The 17,610-nt window shown below is 65.9% G+C and carries 19 protein-coding genes and 2 tRNA genes; 5 read left to right on the top strand and 16 right to left on the bottom strand.

The annotated features are described in order from the left end of the window. Both DSHI_RS01595 and DSHI_RS01600 read left to right on the top strand, forming a co-directional pair. The gene (locus DSHI_RS01595; protein WP_012176999.1) at positions 1 to 1,299 is read left to right on the top strand and encodes an amino acid ABC transporter permease; all 1,299 of its coding nucleotides are present in this window, start codon (positions 1 to 3) and stop codon (positions 1,297 to 1,299) included. A gap of 21 nt (positions 1,300 to 1,320) precedes the next feature. Continuing rightward, complete coding sequence (locus DSHI_RS01600; RefSeq protein WP_044027579.1) at positions 1,321 to 2,091, top strand: amino acid ABC transporter ATP-binding protein; 771 nt, start codon at positions 1,321 to 1,323, stop codon at positions 2,089 to 2,091. A gap of 43 nt (positions 2,092 to 2,134) precedes the next feature. Here DSHI_RS01600 and DSHI_RS01605 read toward each other — a convergent pair whose 3' ends face one another. From DSHI_RS01605 to argB, 3 genes are read right to left on the bottom strand one after another with little or no spacing between them, the layout of a single operon-like run. After that, the gene (locus DSHI_RS01605; RefSeq protein WP_012177001.1) at positions 2,135 to 2,635 is read right to left on the bottom strand and encodes a SixA phosphatase family protein; all 501 of its coding nucleotides are present in this window, start codon (positions 2,633 to 2,635) and stop codon (positions 2,135 to 2,137) included. After that, a complete protein-coding gene (locus tag DSHI_RS01610) occupies positions 2,632 to 3,339 on the bottom strand; it encodes a hypothetical protein (protein ID WP_050757775.1) in 708 nt (235 codons plus the stop codon). The genes DSHI_RS01605 and DSHI_RS01610 overlap by 4 nt, the downstream gene beginning before the upstream one ends. Next, positions 3,308 to 4,171: an acetylglutamate kinase gene (argB, locus tag DSHI_RS01615; RefSeq protein ID WP_012177003.1), complete on the bottom strand. Its 864-nt coding sequence runs from the start codon at positions 4,169 to 4,171 to the stop codon at positions 3,308 to 3,310. Before argB ends, DSHI_RS01610 begins: the two co-directional genes overlap by 32 nt. Before the next feature lie 87 nt (positions 4,172 to 4,258). Between argB and DSHI_RS01620 the strand changes: the two genes are divergently transcribed. Then, the gene (locus DSHI_RS01620; RefSeq protein ID WP_012177004.1) at positions 4,259 to 4,990 is read left to right on the top strand and encodes an SDR family NAD(P)-dependent oxidoreductase; all 732 of its coding nucleotides are present in this window, start codon (positions 4,259 to 4,261) and stop codon (positions 4,988 to 4,990) included. A gap of 62 nt (positions 4,991 to 5,052) precedes the next feature. Here the strand turns inward: DSHI_RS01620 and yihA are convergent, their stop codons facing one another. The 5 genes from yihA to ttcA form a co-directional block, all read right to left on the bottom strand. Then, positions 5,053 to 5,706 carry a ribosome biogenesis GTP-binding protein YihA/YsxC gene (yihA, locus tag DSHI_RS01625; protein WP_012177005.1) on the bottom strand — a complete coding sequence of 218 codons (654 nt, stop codon included), beginning with the start codon at positions 5,704 to 5,706 and terminating at the stop codon, positions 5,053 to 5,055. After that, positions 5,703 to 6,452 carry an MOSC domain-containing protein gene (locus tag DSHI_RS01630; RefSeq protein WP_012177006.1) on the bottom strand — a complete coding sequence of 250 codons (750 nt, stop codon included), beginning with the start codon at positions 6,450 to 6,452 and terminating at the stop codon, positions 5,703 to 5,705. Before DSHI_RS01630 ends, yihA begins: the two co-directional genes overlap by 4 nt. After that, positions 6,449 to 8,269, bottom strand: coding sequence for a membrane protein insertase YidC (yidC, locus tag DSHI_RS01635; RefSeq protein WP_012177007.1), 1,821 nt, complete (start codon positions 8,267 to 8,269; stop codon positions 6,449 to 6,451). The genes DSHI_RS01630 and yidC overlap by 4 nt, the downstream gene beginning before the upstream one ends. Positions 8,270 to 8,390: 121 nt before the next feature. Beyond that, positions 8,391 to 9,935 (bottom strand): putative bifunctional diguanylate cyclase/phosphodiesterase, encoded by a 1,545-nt coding sequence (locus DSHI_RS01640; protein ID WP_245533033.1) that lies wholly within the window; start codon positions 9,933 to 9,935, stop codon positions 8,391 to 8,393. Positions 9,936 to 10,027: 92 nt separating this feature from the next. Continuing rightward, positions 10,028 to 10,891: a tRNA 2-thiocytidine(32) synthetase TtcA gene (gene ttcA, locus DSHI_RS01645; RefSeq protein ID WP_012177009.1), complete on the bottom strand. Its 864-nt coding sequence runs from the start codon at positions 10,889 to 10,891 to the stop codon at positions 10,028 to 10,030. Positions 10,892 to 11,062: 171 nt separating this feature from the next. Between ttcA and DSHI_RS01650 the strand changes: the two genes are divergently transcribed. After that, positions 11,063 to 11,138: transfer RNA gene (locus DSHI_RS01650), tRNA-Thr, on the top strand. Between the two features lie 6 nt (positions 11,139 to 11,144). Here the strand turns inward: DSHI_RS01650 and yidD are convergent. The 7 genes from yidD to DSHI_RS01685 form a co-directional block, all read right to left on the bottom strand. Further along, a complete protein-coding gene (yidD, locus tag DSHI_RS01655) occupies positions 11,145 to 11,366 on the bottom strand; it encodes a membrane protein insertion efficiency factor YidD (protein WP_012177010.1) in 222 nt (73 codons plus the stop codon). Continuing rightward, positions 11,363 to 11,791 carry a ribonuclease P protein component gene (gene rnpA, locus DSHI_RS01660; protein ID WP_157865184.1) on the bottom strand — a complete coding sequence of 143 codons (429 nt, stop codon included), beginning with the start codon at positions 11,789 to 11,791 and terminating at the stop codon, positions 11,363 to 11,365. Before rnpA ends, yidD begins: the two co-directional genes overlap by 4 nt. Positions 11,792 to 11,814: 23 nt before the next feature. Further along, positions 11,815 to 11,949 carry a 50S ribosomal protein L34 gene (gene rpmH / locus DSHI_RS01665; protein WP_012177012.1) on the bottom strand — a complete coding sequence of 45 codons (135 nt, stop codon included), beginning with the start codon at positions 11,947 to 11,949 and terminating at the stop codon, positions 11,815 to 11,817. A 155-nt stretch (positions 11,950 to 12,104) separates the two neighbouring features. Then, a tRNA-Arg gene (locus tag DSHI_RS01670) sits at positions 12,105 to 12,181 on the bottom strand. A gap of 51 nt (positions 12,182 to 12,232) precedes the next feature. Next, positions 12,233 to 13,588 (bottom strand): sensor histidine kinase, encoded by a 1,356-nt coding sequence (locus DSHI_RS01675; RefSeq protein ID WP_050757867.1) that lies wholly within the window; start codon positions 13,586 to 13,588, stop codon positions 12,233 to 12,235. Positions 13,589 to 13,672: 84 nt separating this feature from the next. Beyond that, entirely contained in the window at positions 13,673 to 15,085 is a 1,413-nt protein-coding gene (locus tag DSHI_RS01680) for a dihydrolipoyl dehydrogenase family protein (protein WP_012177014.1), read from the bottom strand. Between the two features lie 4 nt (positions 15,086 to 15,089). After that, the gene (locus DSHI_RS01685; protein ID WP_012177015.1) at positions 15,090 to 15,821 is read right to left on the bottom strand and encodes a TVP38/TMEM64 family protein; all 732 of its coding nucleotides are present in this window, start codon (positions 15,819 to 15,821) and stop codon (positions 15,090 to 15,092) included. A gap of 228 nt (positions 15,822 to 16,049) precedes the next feature. Here DSHI_RS01685 and DSHI_RS01690 point away from each other — a divergent pair, with 228 nt between their 5' ends. Beyond that, positions 16,050 to 16,745, top strand: coding sequence for a peptidoglycan-binding domain-containing protein (locus DSHI_RS01690; RefSeq protein ID WP_157865186.1), 696 nt, complete (start codon positions 16,050 to 16,052; stop codon positions 16,743 to 16,745). A 17-nt stretch (positions 16,746 to 16,762) separates the two neighbouring features. On the opposite strand, the gene DSHI_RS01695 is transcribed toward DSHI_RS01690, so the two are convergent. Further along, complete coding sequence (locus tag DSHI_RS01695) at positions 16,763 to 17,572, bottom strand: division plane positioning ATPase MipZ (protein ID WP_012177016.1); 810 nt, start codon at positions 17,570 to 17,572, stop codon at positions 16,763 to 16,765. Positions 17,573 to 17,610 lie beyond the last annotated feature (38 nt).

The following is a 17,610-nucleotide window of genomic DNA, read 5'->3' on the forward strand; positions in this document are numbered from 1 at the left end:
ATGAGCGATACCCATGCAAGCGCCGCCTTCGTCCGCACCGAGGAAATCCCGCCGAGCCCGCCGCCGGTCTCGGAAGTCGGGATCGTCAACTGGCTGCGCAGCAACCTGTTCTATTCGATCCCGTCCTCGATCCTGACGCTTCTGACGGCGGCCTTCATCTATTGGCTGTCCTCGATCCTGATGCCCTGGATGTTCAACGGGGTCTGGGATGCGAATTCGATCCGTGATTGCCGGGAGATCCTGGACGGGGCGATCGGTGGCTGTTTCGCGGTCATCGCCGAACGCTGGCCGCAGTTGATCTTCGGCAACTACCCCAACGAGGAATACTGGCGCGCGGTGCTGGCCTTTGTCGGGCTGTTCGTCGCGTTGGCGCCGGTGCTGTTCTTCAAGCTGCCGCGCAAGATGCTGTGGTTCACGGGGCTGTTCCCGTTCATCGCCTACTGGCTGATCTGGGGCGGCTCCGCCTGGGTGTCGGTCATGGCGCTCGTGGGCGTTGTCGTGGGCTATGTCGCGTTCAAGGCGCTGGAGGAAAGATCGTTCTTCGGGGCGATCGTCGCGGCGCTCTTCGCCACGCTGCTCTTCTGGATCTTCATCTCGCCGCTGGCGGTGAACGCCCTGTCCTCGGTCGTGGCGCTGAGCCTGCCGCAGGTGGAAAGCCGCTTCATCGGCGGGTTCATGATCAACTTCATTCTCGGAACCTCGGGCATCGCGCTGTCGCTGCCGCTGGGGATCGCCCTGGCGCTGGGGCGGCAGTCGAACCTGCCGATCATCAAGGGCGTCTGCGTGGTCTTCATCGAGTTCATCCGCGGCGTGCCGTTGATCACCCTGCTGTTCGTGGCCTCGGTCATGCTGGCCTATTTCCTACCGCCGGGCACGAGTTTCGACCTGGTGCTGCGCGTGATCATCATGATCACCCTCTTCGCCTCGGCCTATATCGCCGAAGCGATCCGGGGCGGGCTCGCGGCCTTGCCGCGGGGGCAGTACGAGGCGGGCGACAGCCTCGGCCTCGATTACTGGCAGTCCATGCGTCTGATCATCCTGCCGCAAGCGTTGAAGATCTCGATCCCGTCCATCGTGAATATCGCGATCGGGCTGTTCAAGGACACCACGCTGGTCTCGATCATCTCGATGTTCGACATGCTCGGCATGATCCAGGGGCCGATCCTGTCCTCGACGGAATGGTTCGGGGTCTACTGGGAGCTTCTGGGCTTCGCCGGGGTGCTGTTCTTCGTCTTCTGCTACGGCATTTCGCAATACTCGCAATGGTTGGAGCGTCAGCTCGCAACCGAACATCGCTAAGGAAAGGGCATTCATATGGCTATGACAGACCAGGCCCCGGCAATGACCGTCTCGGACGAGGTGGCCATCGAGATCGACAAGATGAACAAGTGGTACGGGCAATTCCACGTGCTGCGCGACATCAACCTGACGGTCTACCGAGGCGAGCGGATCGTGATCTGTGGGCCGTCGGGCTCGGGCAAATCCACGCTGATCCGGTGCATCAACGCATTGGAGGAGCATCAGGCGGGCTCGATCACCGTGGACGGCACGCTGTTGTCTTCAGACCTCAAGAACATCGACACGATCAGGTCCGAGGTCGGGATGTGCTTCCAGCACTTCAACCTCTTTCCGCATCTGACCATCCTGGAGAACTGCACCCTGGCGCCGATCTGGGTGCGCAAGACGCCCAAGAAGGAAGCCGAGGCCACGGCGATGCATTTCCTCGAGAAGGTGAAGATCCCGGACCAGGCCAACAAATATCCCGGGCAGCTGTCCGGCGGGCAGCAGCAGCGGGTGGCGATTGCCCGGTCGCTGTGCATGCGGCCGCGGATCATGCTCTTTGACGAGCCGACCTCGGCGCTCGATCCGGAGATGATCAAGGAAGTGCTCGACACCATGATCGAGCTGGCCGAAGAGGGCATGACCATGATCTGCGTGACCCACGAGATGGGCTTCGCGCGGCAGGTGGCGAACCGGGTGATCTTCATGGATGCCGGTCAGATCGTGGAGCAGAACGAGCCGGAGGAGTTCTTCGGCAACCCGCAATCGGATCGGACCAAGCTGTTCCTGAGCCAGATCCTCGGCCATTGAAGCACCGGCATCGCGCGAAGGCCCCGGCCCCCCGGGGCCTTTGTCATGTCCGGGTCACGCCCAGATCGGCGGGGATCACGAAAGACGCAAGGCGCCCCGTGTCCCATTCAAGGGCCGCCCATTCCGCGATGGGGAAGTGCAGCACCGTGGTCGCCCCGGTCGGGTACTGGGCGAAGCGCGGATGCTCGGGCCGGTCCGGTGTCAGGCGGCTGGCGAACTCGGCGATGCCCGGGTTATGGGCGATCATCAGGACCCGGTCCCCGGTTGCCTGCTGCAGGCGCGCCATCAGGGCCGCGCCTTCGGCATGATAGAGTGCTCGGTCCAGCGTCACCTCGCCCGGCAGATCGAGACGCCGCCAGGTTTCCCGGGTGCGCGCCGCGTCGGAGCACAGCACTTCGTCCGGGACCAGGTCATTGTCGCGGATCCAGCGGCCCAGGGCCTCGGCCCCGCGCCGCCCGCGTCCGTTCAGGGGGCGGCTGTGGTCGTCGCGCCCGGGCTCGGCCCAGCTCGACTTGGCGTGTCGCATGAGAAGAAGTGTCTTCATTCCGGCCCCCGTTGCCCCCGCTTGTGAAAGCTTTGCATGTGGAAGGCCGATTGCGCCTCGGCCCGACCGTAGGATCGGCTGACGGGGCAGGCGCGGCGCACGGCGCATCCGCGCCCATGACAGTCGAGACCCGCGGGCGTGTCCAGAAACGATTTGCACAGTGGCACGTCATAGGCCTCCGGCGAGAGGGCGGAGACCGGGCAGGCGATGCGGCAGGGTTGGGATGAACACTCCGCGCAGGGGGCGGGCGGCGGCGGTGGCAGGGCGAGGCGTTGTTTCAGCGCCAGCGCGCCCCGGTAGCTGATCATCAGCCCCGCCGTGTCATGCACGAGCAGCCCGACCGGCGAGACATGCGCCCGGCCCGACTCGCGCGCCCAGCGGATGAAGGGGCGCCAGGGCGGGCCGCCGAAGGGGAAAAGCGCCTTGGCGCCGAGGTCGCAGGCCCACTGGCCGATCACGCGCCGGGACCAGCGGTCGAGCGGGTCGGCGCGGGCCTCCTGTGCCTCCGGGCTGGCGCGGAAGGCGGTCCAGAAGCCCGGCTCGCGCGGCCCGAGCAGGATCATCGTTTGCGTGCCAGCCGGCACATCCGGGTCGCTCTCGGGATGCCAGGCGCCGAACACGGCCAGGTGGCGCGCCGCGGCGGCGGCCTCCAGCCCGGCATAGTCCGTGGCCTCAGCCCCGGCGGATGATCGAGCCGGCGCCATGTTCGGTAAACAGCTCCAGAAGGCAGGCATTGGGCGCGCGACCGTCGAGGATCACGGCCGCGCGCACGCCGCCCCTGATCGCCGTAACGCAAGTCTCGGTCTTGGGGATCATGCCCCCGGCGATGACGCCTGCGGCGGTCATCTCCTCGATATTCTCCACGGTCAGTTCGGTCACGACCTTGCCTTGGGCATCCTTCACCCCGGACACATCCGTGAGCAGCAAGAGCCGGTCGGCCTTCAGCGCGGCGGCGATGGCGCCCGCGGCCGTGTCGCCATTGATGTTGAAGGTTTCGCCCTCGCGCCCGGTGCCGATGGGGGCGATCACCGGGATGATCTCGGACCGGACCAGTTGCAGCAAGGTGTCCGGCGTCACCTCCACCGGTTCGCCGACGAAGCCGAGCGCCGGGTCCGCCGGGTCGCAGACGATGAGGTTGGCATCCTTGCCGCTGAGCCCGATGGCGCGCCCGCCCTCGCGGTTGATCGCCTGCACGATGCGCTTGTTCACCAGGCCCGACAGGACCATTTCGACCACCTCGATCGTGGCGGCATCGGTCACCCGCTTGCCGTTCACGAAATCCGAATTGATGTCGAGCTTGGCCAGCATGGCGTTGATCATCGGTCCGCCGCCATGGACGATCACCGGGTTCACCCCGACCTGGCGCATCAGCACGATGTCGCGGGCAAAGCTCGCCATCGCCTCGGCATCGCCCATGGCATGGCCGCCGAACTTGATCACGACGATCGCGTCATCGTAGCGGCGCAGGAAGGGGACGGCTTCGGAAAGGGTGCGCGCGGTGGCGATCCAGTCGCTTTTCATCGGTCTCGTTTTCATCTTGGGCCCGGTCTGGTGTGGTCTCGCCTGTTACCTGTTTCCCGGCAGCGTGCCAAGGCGTAGGCTGTGCGGGAAAGGTCCAGCCCCATGAGTCGTCAACGTACTCTCGTCCTGACCGGCGCCAGTCGCGGCATCGGCCACGCCACCGTGAAGAAGTTCAGCGCGGAGGGGTGGCGGGTTCTGTCCTGCTCCCGCCAGCCCTTCGATGCGCGGTGCCCATGGCCCGGCGGAGAGGACAATCATATCCAGGTCGATCTCGCGGACCCGCACAACACGATGGAGGCGATCTCGGTCATTCGCGACAAGGTGGGCGGTTGTCTCGATGCGCTGGTGAACAATGCAGGGATCTCGCCCAAGGGGGCCGGTGGCGCGCGGTTGAACACGCTGGACACGGACCTGCGGACCTGGGGACAGGTGTTCCACGTCAATTTCTTCGCCTCGGTGGTGCTGGCGCGGGGGCTGAAGGATGAGCTGGCCGCCGCGGGCGGGGCGGTGGTGAACGTCACCTCCATCGCCGGTACCCGGGTGCACCCCTTCGCCGGGGCGGCCTATGCCACGTCCAAGGCGGCGCTCAAGGCGCTGACGCGGGAGATGGCCCATGATTTCGGCCCGCTCGGCGTGCGCGTGAATGCCATCGCACCGGGGGAGGTCGAAACCTCGATCCTGTCGCCTGGGACGGACAAGATCGTCGAGAAGCTGCCCCTGCGGCGGCTCGGGCAGCCCTCCGAGGTGGCCGAGGCGATCTATTTCCTGTGCTCGGAGCGGAGCAGCTACATCTCCGGCACGGAGATCGAGGTCAATGGGGGCCAGCACGTCTGAGGGCGGGCCGGTATCGGATCACGGGCCAGTCCCCAACCCCGGGGATATTTCCCGACCCGAGCCTACACCAGCCCGGCGACGGTGGCGCGCAGGGTCTCGATCCCGTCGCCCTTGGCCGAGCTGGTCAGCAGAAGCTCGGGGAAGGCCGCGGGGTGCCTGGCAAGCTCCTTGCGGACCTGGGCGAGGGTCTTGTCCTGCTCGGCGGTCTTGATCTTGTCCGCCTTGGTCAGCACCACCTGGAAGGTGACCGCGGCGGTGTCGAGCAGGGACATGATCTCGTGATCGACCGCCTTGATCCCGTGCCGCGCATCAATCAGCACGAAGGCGCGGCGCAGGGTGGGCCGCCCGGTCAGGTAGGCCTTGAGCAGGGCCTGCCATTTCTGCACCACCGCCACGGGCGCCTCGGCAAAGCCGTAGCCGGGCACATCCACAAGGTAGCGATCCTCGCCGAGGCAGAAATAGTTGATCTCCTGGGTTCGGCCGGGCGTGTTGGAGGTGCGCGCCAGCGCCTTGCGCCCGGTCAGCGCGTTGATCAGGGAGGATTTGCCCACGTTCGAGCGGCCTGCGAAGCAGACCTCCAGCCGGTCCGCCGGGGGCAGGCCGGACATGGCCACAACGCCCTTGAGGAAGGTGACCTCGCCCGCGAACAGCTTGCGCCCGGCCTCAAGGCTTTGCGCGTCGGGCTCGGGGCTGAGGGGGAAGGGCAGGGCGGTCATGGCAGGACCCGCAGCTCTGCGCCGAGGGGCACCTCGCCGTCGCGGGTGACCACCGCATAGACGCCGAAATTGCGGTGTCCCCAGCCGGTCTCAAGCGAGGCGAGCGTGTCGGCGTCGCGGCGCCCCGTCTCCGGGTTGACCATGGTGGCGGTGCACCGCGCGATAGGCTCGGTAACTTCCAGTTCCGCCGTGCCAAGGGCAATGCGCCGCCCGACCCATTCGAATTCTTCCCACAGGGCAGGCCCGTCGAGCCAGATATTGCCCCGCCAGCGCAGGGGGGACAGCTCGCGGCCGAGCTTCTGGCTCACGGCACGATGAGAGGCGAGGTTGCACAGGCTGATGGTGGGCTCCGGCGTGTCGGTGAAGCCGCGCGCATCGTTGCGCAGCACGGCCACGGGTTGGGCGCGATCCGCGGGGACCAGCGGCTTGACCCAGGCGAGGAAGGCGTCTGCCTCCCGGTCCGGCGCAATGTCCAGGTCCGGACGGTCCGGGTGGGTCAGCGTGACGGTCTGCCCATCGGGGTGCAGCCGGGCGCGGATCGCCGCCAGCGCCGGTGCCTTCGCGACGCGCGCGAAATTCGCGCAGGGCGACCAGCCCTCGGGATTGGGCTTTGCCGCATCGTGCAGCACCGCCCAGAGCCGGTCCCCGGGCAGGGTGCCGCCCCGGGACAGGGTCGCCGTTTCCAACGCCTCGGCCCCGTGGGACTTGATCGGGTGGCGCCAGATCGCGGCGACGGTGCCGTTCACTTGTCCTCCGAGGGCTTCTTCTTCTTGAAGCTGGCCACGATGTTGCCGAAAAGATCGGGTTTGTACCCGTGGCGCCGCATGATGAAGTACTGCTGGGCGAAGGTGATGACGTTGTTCGCGATCCAGTAGACGATCAGGCCGCTGGCGAAGGTGCCAAGCATGAACATGAACACCCAGGGCAGCCAGGCGAAGATCATCGCCTGGGTCGGGTCCGTGGGCGCCGGGTTCAGCTTCTGCTGGAGCCACATGGAAATCCCCAGCAGCAGCGGCAGGATCCCGATGAAGATCAGCGCCAGGATCGAGCCGGGCTCGGGCGAGGCGAAGGGCAGCAGGCCGAACAGGTTCATGATCGAGGTCGGGTCGGGCGCCGACAGGTCCTGAAACGGGCCGAAGAACGGGGCGTGACGCAGCTCGATCGTGACGAAGATCACCTTGTAGAGCGAGAAGAAGATCGGGATCTGGAGCAGGATCGGCAGACAGCCCGCGGCGGGGTTCACCTTTTCCTTCTTGTAGAGCTCCATCATCGCAACCTGGAGCTTCTGGCGGTCATCGCCCGCCTTCTCCTTCAGCTTCTCCATCTCGGGCTGCAACTCTTTCATGCGCGCCATGGAGACATAGGACTTCCAGGCCAGCGGCAGCAAAAGCGCCTTGATCAGCAGGGTCAGGACGATGATCGCGACGCCCATGTTGCCAATCAGAAGGTTCAACTCGTGCAGAACGAAGAAGATCGGCTTGGTCAGGAAGTAGAACCAGCCCCAGTCGATGCTGTCGATGAAGCCTTCGATGCCCAGCTCGCGCTCGTAGCCGCGGATGGCTTCCCACTCCTTGGCCCCGGCAAAGAGCCGGGTCTCGACCGTCACGGTCTGTCCCCCGGGCACGGTTTGCGTCGGCAGGCGGGTCTCGGTCTGGTAGATGTCGGCGTTGCCCACGTATTTCGCCACGGAGGTGAAAGGCTGCCCGGGCGTCGGGATGAGGGTGGTCATCCAGTTCTTGTCGGTGAAGCCGATCCAGCCGTTCTGCTCGATCTGTTCGACCTCGGCCCGGGCGCCTTCCCGTTCGACGAAATCGTAGTCGAGCATGTCGTCATAGTCGGATTCGATCAGGCTGCCATCGGCCATGGCCACCACGCCCTCGTGCAGCACGAAGAAGTTGATCGTGTCGGGCTCGCCATGTCGCGCGATGATGCCGTAGGGCTGCATCCGCTTGTCGGTTTCGGTGGTGTTCTCGACGCTCTGGGTCACCGTGAACATGAAATCGTCGTCCACCGCGAGGGTGCGGCGGAAGATCAGGCCGTTGCCGTTCTCCCAGCGCAGCACCACGGGGGTGTCCACCGTCAGGGTGTCGCCGCTTTCCACGGTCCAGAGGGTGTTGGCACCCGGCACATCGTCAAAGGACAGGGTGCCGGCCGGGGCCCAACCATAGAGCGCATAGTAGGCTCCGGGCGCGTCCACCGGCGACAGCAGGCGCACGATCGGCGAGTCCGGCTCCAGGGTTTCGTTGTAGTTCCTCAGGGACAGGTCATCTATCCGCCCCCCGAGAAGAGAGATCGACCCCTCCAGCGCAGGGGTGTCGATCTGGACCCGCGGGGCGTTCTCGGTCGGGGTCGCGGCTGTTTGCGGGGCGGCACCCGGGGCGGCTTCGGTCACGGCCGCAGGCGGTGTCAGGGCGACATCGGCCGTCTCGCCCGATTGCGTGATCTGGGTCGGTGCGTTGGGGTCGGTCACCGGCTCTTCCGGTGGGAAAAGAAGGAACCAGACAAGGATCACCAGAAAGCTGAGCGCCGTGGCGAGAATGAGGTTCTTGTTCTGGTCGTCCATGTGAAGCCCGCACCTTCTACCGTTGGGATAGGGGGGTTCAACCGAGTGGACCGAAAAAGGTCAAGTCATTTTCCCAAATGTGACCACCCGGGGGGTGGCGACACGTCCGGAATGCCGCGGCTCAAGCGCCGCGTTGGCGTTCGATCCGGGGCGTGGGGGCGCGTTTGCGCTCATGCTCGGCCAGCCAGGCAAAGGTGTCCTCGAAGGGCATTGGCCGCGCGATCCCGAACCCCTGTACGTGCTGGCAGCCGAGCTGGGCGAGGATCGAGTGTTCACCGATGGTCTCGACACCTTCGGCCAGCGACTCCACCTGGAGTTGCTGCGCCATTGTCAGGATGGCGGCGACCATGCGCTGCTGCTCCCCATCCTTGTCGATATGGGTGACGAAGGACCGGTCGATCTTGATGCGGCTGGTCTTGAAGCGTTTGATCGCACTGATGGAGGCATGGCCGGTGCCGAAATCGTCGAGGTCGATGCCGCAGCCAAGCTCCCCCAGCGCCTTGATATTGCGAAGAACTATGTCGTCATCGGTCTCGGTGATGACGGTCTCGAGGATTTCCACCGACAGCCGATCTGCCGTCAGGCCGAACCGGTCCAGCTCCCATTTCACCTTGTCGATCAGGTGGGGATTGCGCAACTCGAGCCCCGCGAAATTGACACCGATGGAGGGGATCACGAAGCCGCCCCGCTCCCATGCGACGAGGGCTTTCAGCCCCTGGTAGAGCATGACCTCGCTCAGGCGTTCGGTGCGTCCGGAGGCTTCGATGGCCGGCAGAAACTCCGCCGGGGACACGATGCCGCGGCTGGGGTGGTCCCACCGAGCCAGCGCCTCGAAGCCCGTGACCTGCCCGGTTTCAGTGGAGACCTGAGGCTGGAACCAGGCAACGATTTCGCCGTTCTCCAGTGCCTTGGCCAGATCTTCGGCCAATTCGTGGCTGGCGCGAATCTCCGTCTGCATCTCGGCCGAGAACAGCCGCAGGGCACCGGCCCCCTGGGAACGGGCTTCGACCATGGCGCGCTCCGCGGCGACAAGCAGGCTGGCAGCCGTCGGTTCGGGTGATTTGCTGGCAAGCGCAATCCCGACCGAGGCGCTGACATAAGCGGTGAGCCCGTGCAGCACCAGCGGCTCGCTGAGGGCGCGCTGGATGCGGTCGGCGATCGACAGGGTGGAGTCGAGCGTCATGCCTTCGGATGGTGCGAGGTAGAGCGCGAAGGCGTCCGCATCGAGCCGCACCACGAGGTCGTTGTCGCGCACGGCGCTGCGCAGGCGATTCGCGGTCTGGCGCAGAACCTCGTCTGCAGCCTCACGTCCCCAGCGTTCATTGAAACTGTGAAAGTCGTCGAGGTCGATGACCATGCACGCCGCGGTCCGGGTACTGGCCCCGGGTGTGGCGAAGTACTTGTCCAGCACCTCCAGCAACGCGGCGCGGCAGGGCAGGCCCGTCAGCCCGTCGCGCCCGCCCTTTGGAGAGGTGACCACATCGAAGGCCCTGATCGCCAGAACCAGGAAAGGGATGAGCGTGCTGGCCCCGATCAGCCAACGAATGTCCCGCGTCGAATAGGACAGCGCCACGAAGAGCGGGATGAACCCGGCCAGCAATGCGGGGTCGCGGAACAACTGCTTGCCGGTGGATCGGAAGAAATCGAGAAATCGTGAAACCAACACGCCACTGCCTCTTGCTGCGCGCGCCGCATGCCGGGCGCTCGCCATCAGGCTAGGGGATCACCATGCGCAGACCCTTAACGGGGTGGATCAATCTACTTCGGATTTTCCGAAAATGCGTCCGCAAGCCCGAGCCCGGCAAAGTCGAACAGGTTCGGGTCGAGCATGTGAGACGGGCGGATATTGGTCAGCGCCTTGAACATGACCTGGCGCCGTCCGGGGGAGTTCGCCTCCCACCCATCCAGAAGGGCCTTGACCTGCTGGCGTTGCAGGCCGTCCTGGCTGCCGCAGAGGTCGCAGGGAATGATCGGGTAGTCGAGGGCCTTGGCGAAGCGCGCGCAGTCGGCCTCTGCCACATGGGCGAGGGGCCGGAGCACGAACAGATCGCCCTCTTCGTTGACCAGTTTCGGTGGCATGGTCGCAAGGCGTCCGCCGTGGAAGAGGTTCATGAAAAATGTCTCTAGAATGTCGTCCCGGTGATGCCCCAGCAACACGGCCGAACACCCCTCCTCCCGCGCGATCCGATAGAGGTTGCCCCGACGCAACCGCGAGCAGAGCGCGCAATAGGTCCGCCCCGCGGGCACCTTGTCCATCACGATGGAATAGGTGTCCTGGTACTCGATCCGATGCGGCACGCCCATGCGCTCCAGGAACTCCGGCAGCACCGTCGCCGGAAACCCCGGCTGCCCCTGGTCGAGGTTGCAGGCCAGGATCTCCACCGGCAGCAACCCGCGCCATTGCAGTTCGGTCAGAGCCGCGAGCAGGGTGTAGCTGTCCTTGCCGCCGGACAGGCATACCAGCCAACGCGGCTTCGTCCCCTCGCGGGCCTCGCGCTCGACCATGCCGTAAAGGTCGATCGCCTCCCGGACATTGCGGATGATCCGCTTGCGCAGCTTCTTGAACTCGGTCGTGCCGGGCGCGTTGTGAAACAGCGGGTGAATGTCGGCGTCGTCGAGCATCTGATCCCTCCGGATTGGCTGCTGCCGGGATAGGGGAGGGAGGCGGGGTGCGTCAATCGCCGGTGGGCGAAAGCGGCTGGATCACCAGCGTTGTCGCAGCTGCGGGCAGGAACCGGGCGGCGCATAATTGGTCTTGTGATGGCCGGGCCGCCACGGTAAGCAACCGCCGTTGCCTCAATAGCTCAGCTGGTAGAGCAGGTCCTTCGTAAGGACAAGGTCGGGGGTTCGAGTCCCTCTTGAGGCACCATGTCCCTCAGTCCGGAACATCGTCCACGCCCGTCCCGCCCCAAGGGTGGCAGCGCAGGATGCGGCGCAGGGTGAGCCAGCCGCCCTTCACACCGCCATGTTTGCGCAAAGCCTCCATCGCGTAGGCCGAACAGGTCGGATCGTAGCGGCAGTTGAACCCGACCCAGGGCGAAAAGATCAGCCGGTAGGCCCGCACGGGCAGGGACAGGAGCCAGGCCAGCGGGCTCATGACGGGCGCCCCTTGCCGTGGATCCGGGCGAGGGCAGCGGCGAGGTCCGCGCGCAGCAGGGTGAAATCCCGCTCCGCCGTGGCCGCCTTGCGCCCGATCAGCACGTAATCCCAGCCGTCCCGGCCGTTGGTGGGCAGCTCCAGGCGGGCGATCTCGCGCAGCCGCCGCTTGGCGCGGTTGCGCGCGACCGCGTTGCCGACCTTTTTCGAGCAGGTGAAGCCGACGCGGATGCCCGTCGCGGGCTCGTCCGGCGCCCGGCGGCGCGCCTGCAACAGGAAAGCCGGGGCGGACTGGCGACGGGCCCGGGCGGCGCGCAGGAAATCCGCGCGTTTGGTCAAAACACAAAGCGCCGCCTGCGAAGATGCGGGCGGCGGGGAGGGGGCCATCCCGGCCCCGGTCGCGGCTTGTGCGGGCGCTGTCGTCATAGCCCGAAGGCCAGCGGCAGAGCTCAGGCGCTCAGCGACTTGCGACCGCGTGCGCGGCGGGCGTTCAGGATCTTGCGGCCGGCCTTGGTGGCCATGCGCGCGCGGAACCCGTGGCGACGCTTGCGAACCAGGTTCGACGGCTGGAACGTACGCTTCATCGTGTCTCTCCTTCGGTTGGCCCGCCGCCCGGATGGCGGTTGGACCCGAAAATTTCAGAACCCGCCTATACGAGGCGCGGGCCGTTCATGTCAACGCGTATGAAGCGTTCTGCCCTTTTCCCGGTGGCCTTGCAGCGCGCAGGCCGGTGGAAAAGTGGCGGACCGAGGAGGATTCGAACCCCCGACCCCTTGATTCGTAGTCAAGTACTCTATCCAGCTGAGCTATCGGTCCGTGAGGGTGGTGACTAGCGCCCCGGTCCTGCCTTTGCAAGCCGGTTTTTCGTCATTCCGCCGCGGCGTCGAGGATGGCGGAGTTGCGTGGCAGCCGCAGGGCGAACTCCGTACCGCTCTCGTCCGAGCGCACCAGGTCGAGCGCACCGCCATGGCCGCGCACCAGCTCGGCCGCGATCACGAGGCCCAGGCCCGTACCGCCCTTGCGCACCCCGCCCTGGAAGGCGGTAAACAGATTCTCGCGGGCCTTGGGGGGCAGGCCGGGGCCACTGTCGCGGATGCAGACCACCCATTCGGCATCCTCTTCGCGCGCCAGGACGCAGATCTCACCGGGCTGGCCGGTCGCCTCGATCGCCTGGCGGGCATTGCGCACGAGGTTGGTGATCACGCGGTAGAGCTGCTCGCTGTCGGCCCGGATCATCAGCCCCGGCGGGATTTCGGCGCGCAGCACGATCTCGCTCGGGTCGCAGGCCAATGCCTCGCTGTCGAGCACGTCGTCGATCAGAGGGGCGAGGTTGAAGCGCGACAGGGTGGGCGGCAGCTCTTCGGCCTTGCCGAAGGCCAGGGTGCCCTCGCAGAGATTGACCGCCCGGCTGATGGAGCGGACGAGCTTCGGCGCGGCCTTCTGCACGGTGGGGTCTTCGGAGCGTTCCATCCGGTCCGCGAGCAGCTGTGCGACGGTCAGCACATTGCGCAGATCATGGCTGATCTTGGCCACCGCAGAGCCGAGCTGCGCCAGCCGGTCCTTCTGCTTGAGCGCCGTGGTGAGCTGGGTCTGCAGCGATTGCAGGGCGGCCTCGGCATCGCGCAGCTCCCGCACGCCCGCATCGGGAATGATGATCCGGCGCGCATCCTCCGGCGCCTCGGCATAGGCGGTCATGTGGTCCACCACCCGGCGCATGGGTTTGACCAGGAACCGCCGCACCGCAAGAAACAGCAGCGCCGCGGTGAAGATCGAGATCACCGCCGACAGGATCAGGATGCGGATGCCGTAATCGATCAGGGCGGCGCGCAGGGGGCCCGTGGGCATGGTGATCTCGATCACCTCGCCGGCGCCGCGCACCGGGTTGCCGATCACCCGGATCACCTGGTCCTCGGTCATCACGATGTTCCACAGCGCATCGCGGATCAGCTCATAGGCGGACGGGTCGCGCAGATCATAGGTGCCGTAGATTTCCGGCGGCATGGGACGCGACAGGATCAGCTGCCGCACTTCGTCCCGTCGCAACACCACGTTGAACACCTCGGCATTGGCCAGAAGCTCCGCCTCCAGCTCTGGCGCGACCATGTCGTCGGGCGTCGCCAGCAGGGCAAGGGAGGCGATCTGCGCCCGTTCCAGCCGGTCCAGCAGGTAATCCTCGCGAAACCGCGCGACCGAGGGCACGAAGATGAGCACCTCGGCCAGCATCACGAAGATGATGGTCAGCACCAGGAACCGTCCGGACAGCGAATTCACGTGGGTCGCTCCTTTCTGATCCCTGACATACGCCTGTCAGAACTTCTGGACAATGCGTACGATCCGCTTGACCAGAGCGCTCTCGAACAGCCGGGGGGAGAAATAGGCCCCCGCCGCGCGCTTGTTAATCTCGCCCAGGGTTGGGTAGGGCGCGATCATGTTGGCAACCGCGCTCATCTTGTGCTTGTTGGCGATGGCATAGGCCCAGAGGCCGATCAACTCGCCGGCCTCGGCGCCGACGATGGAGGCCCCGATCGGGCGGCCCTTGACCACCATCACCTTGATCAGGCCGGTGGTCTTGCCCGACGCGATGGCGCGGTCGTTCTCGTCATATTCGAACCGGGCGACCTCGAGGGCGGCGCCGTACTTCTCGCGCGCCTGTGCCTCGGTCAGGCCGACCTGCGCGATCTCGGGGTCCGTGTAAGTGGCCCAGGGCACATGGTCGTCGCGGGTTTTCGCGGGCAGGCCGAGCACCAGCTGCCGGATCAGGATGCCCGCGTGATACCCCGCCACATGGGTGAACTGCAGCGGCCCGGCCACGTCGCCCGCGCCGTAGATGCGCTTGTTGGTGGTCCGCAGCGAGGCATCCACCTTCAACCCGCGACGGTCGTAGTCGACCCCGGCGGCCTCCAGGTTCAGCTTGTCGAGGTTCGGCGTGCGTCCCACGGCCATCAGGAGATGGGTGCCGGTGACGCTTTGGCCATTGGCGGTCTCGACGGTGATCGCACCGCCCTTGCCGGAAATGTTCGAGGCCTGCGCGCCTTCGATGATCTCGATCCCTTCGCCGCGCAGCCGTTCCAGCGCGATGGCGGCAAGTTCCGGGTCATCCTTGCCAAGCGCCTGCGCGCCCTCCAGCACCGTGACCTTGCAGCCGAGCCGCACATGGGCCTGGGCCATTTCCATCCCGATCGGGCCACCGCCGATGATGATCAGGTGCTCGGGCTTCTCGCGCAGGTCGAAGATCGTCTCGTTGGTGTAATAGGGCACGTCCTCGACACCTGGAATCGGCGGCACGAAGGGGCGGGATCCGGTGGCGATGACGAAGCGGCGGGCGGTGATGACCGTGTCACCGGCCTGAAGCTCGGTTTCCGAGATGAAGGACGCGTATTCGCGGATCACCGTGCAGCCGAGGCCCTCGAAGCGTTCCTGGCTGTCCACCGGGGCGATGGTGTCGATGACGCGGCGCACATGGTCCTTGGCGGCGGCGTAGTCGATCACCGGCTCCGCGGGTGCGACGCCGAAGCCGCCGGCGCGCACGATATGGGCCTGCTTGCCTGCGGCGATCAACGCCTTGGAGGGCACGCAGCCGAAGTTCAGGCAATCGCCCCCCATCAGGTGGCCTTCGATCAGGACGACCCGCGCCCCCATCTGGACGGCGCCCGCGGCGACGGACAGCCCGCCGGAGCCCGCGCCGATCACGCAGATATCGGTTTCAATTCGGTTGGTCATGGGATCAGGCGCCTTTGGTCTTGCGGAAATACTTCAGGAGAATGGGCAGCAGGGCGAGCGCCGAAAGCCCGAGAATGGGGCCGAGGATATGGGGCTCGAAAATGATGCCGAGGTTCGGGGTTTCGCCGCGGGCGAAGACCTCGCCGAGGCCCGCGCCGACCCAGGTGTAGACGGCGGTGCCGGGGATGATCCCGAAAAAGGTCGTGAAGACGAAGTTGCGCAGCTTCACCCCCACCAGCGCGGGCAGCAGGTTGGCGACGAAGAACGGGATCGCCGGCACGAGGCGCATCAGGAACAGCACGCTGATCTCGTTTTCCGCAAGCCCGGCCTTGAGCTGTTTCACGCGGCCCTCCGAGGCGTCCATCTTCGCGGCGAGCCGTTCCCCCAGGCCCCAGCGGGCGGCGAGAAAGATGATCGTCGCGCCAATGGTGGCGGCAAACACCGTCAGCAAGGTGCCCGTGCCCAGCCCGAAGAGGAACCCGCCGGTCAGGGTGGTGATGGTCGCCCCGGGCAGGGAGAATGCCACAACCGCGATGTAGACGGCCAGGTAAACCCCTATGGTCAGGCCGAAATTCGCATCGCGAAAGGCGATCAGCGCCTCGCGGTTCTCGGCCAGCGCCTCGAAGCTCAGCGTGTCCCTGAGGGTGAAGGCGCCAATGGCGGCAATGGCGGCGATACCGGCGATCGGCACCCAGCGGGGCAGCGCGGCTTTGCGGTTTTCATCCATGATCGACATCCCGGGGGTCCTTTGCGTGTGGGGCTGTTGTCCCATGAATTGAGCCTGATTGCGCGTCACTGTTAGGGTGATCACGCCCGGTTGATCCGGGGTGAGGATTTCGCACCGTTTGCAACAAGCGGCTCCGAAAACTGTAACCTTTGGGCAAGACCGGGCAGGGTTTGTTACAATCTGGACAGGGCGACGGCCCGATCCTACCGTACATGTTGTGCCGGTTTGAGGTGTGTCATGCGAATTTCGGGTCTTCCTTGTGCGGTCGTCGTCTTGCTCTGTCTCGGGACCGCGCCGGTTCTGGCGCAAGGGACTGGCAGCGAAATCCTGCTGAAGCTCCTTCAGTCGCAAACGAAGGCCCCCGAAACACCCGATGAAAAGGCCGCTCGAGAGGTCGAACATGCGGCTTATCTCACCGATTTGCAGACCTGGCTGGCCTATTACGGGCTTTACACCGGTCCCGTGGACGGGATCGCCGGTCCGGCCACCCAACATGCGTTGACCGAGGCGCTAGCCTATGTGCACCGCGGCCCGATCCCGGTCGAGGCGTTGGGTCTTGCCCACCGCCGCCAGTCCCTGACCTTCCTCGAGCGTACCTATGCGGCACGGGAAACCGTGGATCCTGATGCGCTGGACGCGGTTGGTCGAGCGCGGTTGGCGGAGGCCGGGCCGAAGTTCTGGTTGCGCGAAGCGCTAAGCCCGCCTCCGGAGCGTCTCGGAGTCCGGACATCGCGGGAGCAGGATCGCTGCGGTGCGTGGCAGAATGCAGCGCTTCTGAGCACGCAAATCGACCCCAAACAGCGTCTTGATCTGCCGGGGGCCGCGTTCGTGCGGGTGATTGGTCGCGGGCCGATCACAATGGACTTCAGGCCGTCACGGTTGAACGTCGAGATCGACCATTGGGATACGGTGGTCGCGCTGAGCTGTAGCTAGGAGCGTTACCCGGACCCCTAGAAGTCGACCTCGACGCCCGGCAGGTTCAGCGCCTTGACCAGTTCGCGCAGCTCCTGCCGCGCGGCGACGTTGGACATGTTCAGCTTGTCGATCCCGATGTCGCGCAGATCCAGCAGGGTCAGCCCCCGGGGAAACAGCTCGCGGAAGATCACCCGCTCCGAGAAACCCGGAATGACCCGGCAGCCGATCCGCTTGCTCAGGTCCTTCAGCGCGTCGCCGATCTTCTTCTTGTTGTGCATGTACTGGGTGCCCAGCCGGTTTCGCAGCACCACCCATTCGATCGGCGGCAGGCCCGCGCGCGCCCGCAATTGCCGCGCATCCCACACCATCTCGGAATAGACCGAGGGCCCGAGCACCTTGTTGGTGGTCGGATCGATCCGCGCCAGCATGTCGAAGTCCACATAGCTGTCGTTGAGCGGCGTGATCAGCGTATCGGCGAGCGAATGGGCGACCTGGCTCAGCCGGGTATGGGAGCCGGGACAGTCGATCACCACGAAATCGCATTCCTCTTCGAGCGACGAGACCGCAGCGCTCAGCCGGTAATCCCACAGGTTCTCGCCCTCCGGCAGGCTCGCCGGGTCGATCTGCGGCAACTCGATCAGCTCCGGCGTGGGCAGGGCGATCCCCTCCCGCTCGCAGGAGGCCTTGCGGTTCTCCAGATAGCGGCCGAAGCTGCGCTGCCGCAGGTCGAGGTCGAGCCCGCCCACCCGGTGGCCCATCCGCGCCAGCGCGGTGGCCACATGCATGCAGGTGCTGGACTTGCCCGATCCGCCCTTCTCGTTGCCGAAGACGATGATATGTGCCACTGCGCGCCCTTTCTGCGACCGGTCCTTGTCCCCGCCGG

The sequence above is a fragment of the Dinoroseobacter shibae DFL 12 = DSM 16493 genome, from assembly GCF_000018145.1.
In the GTDB taxonomy this organism is placed as follows: domain Bacteria; phylum Pseudomonadota; class Alphaproteobacteria; order Rhodobacterales; family Rhodobacteraceae; genus Dinoroseobacter; species Dinoroseobacter shibae.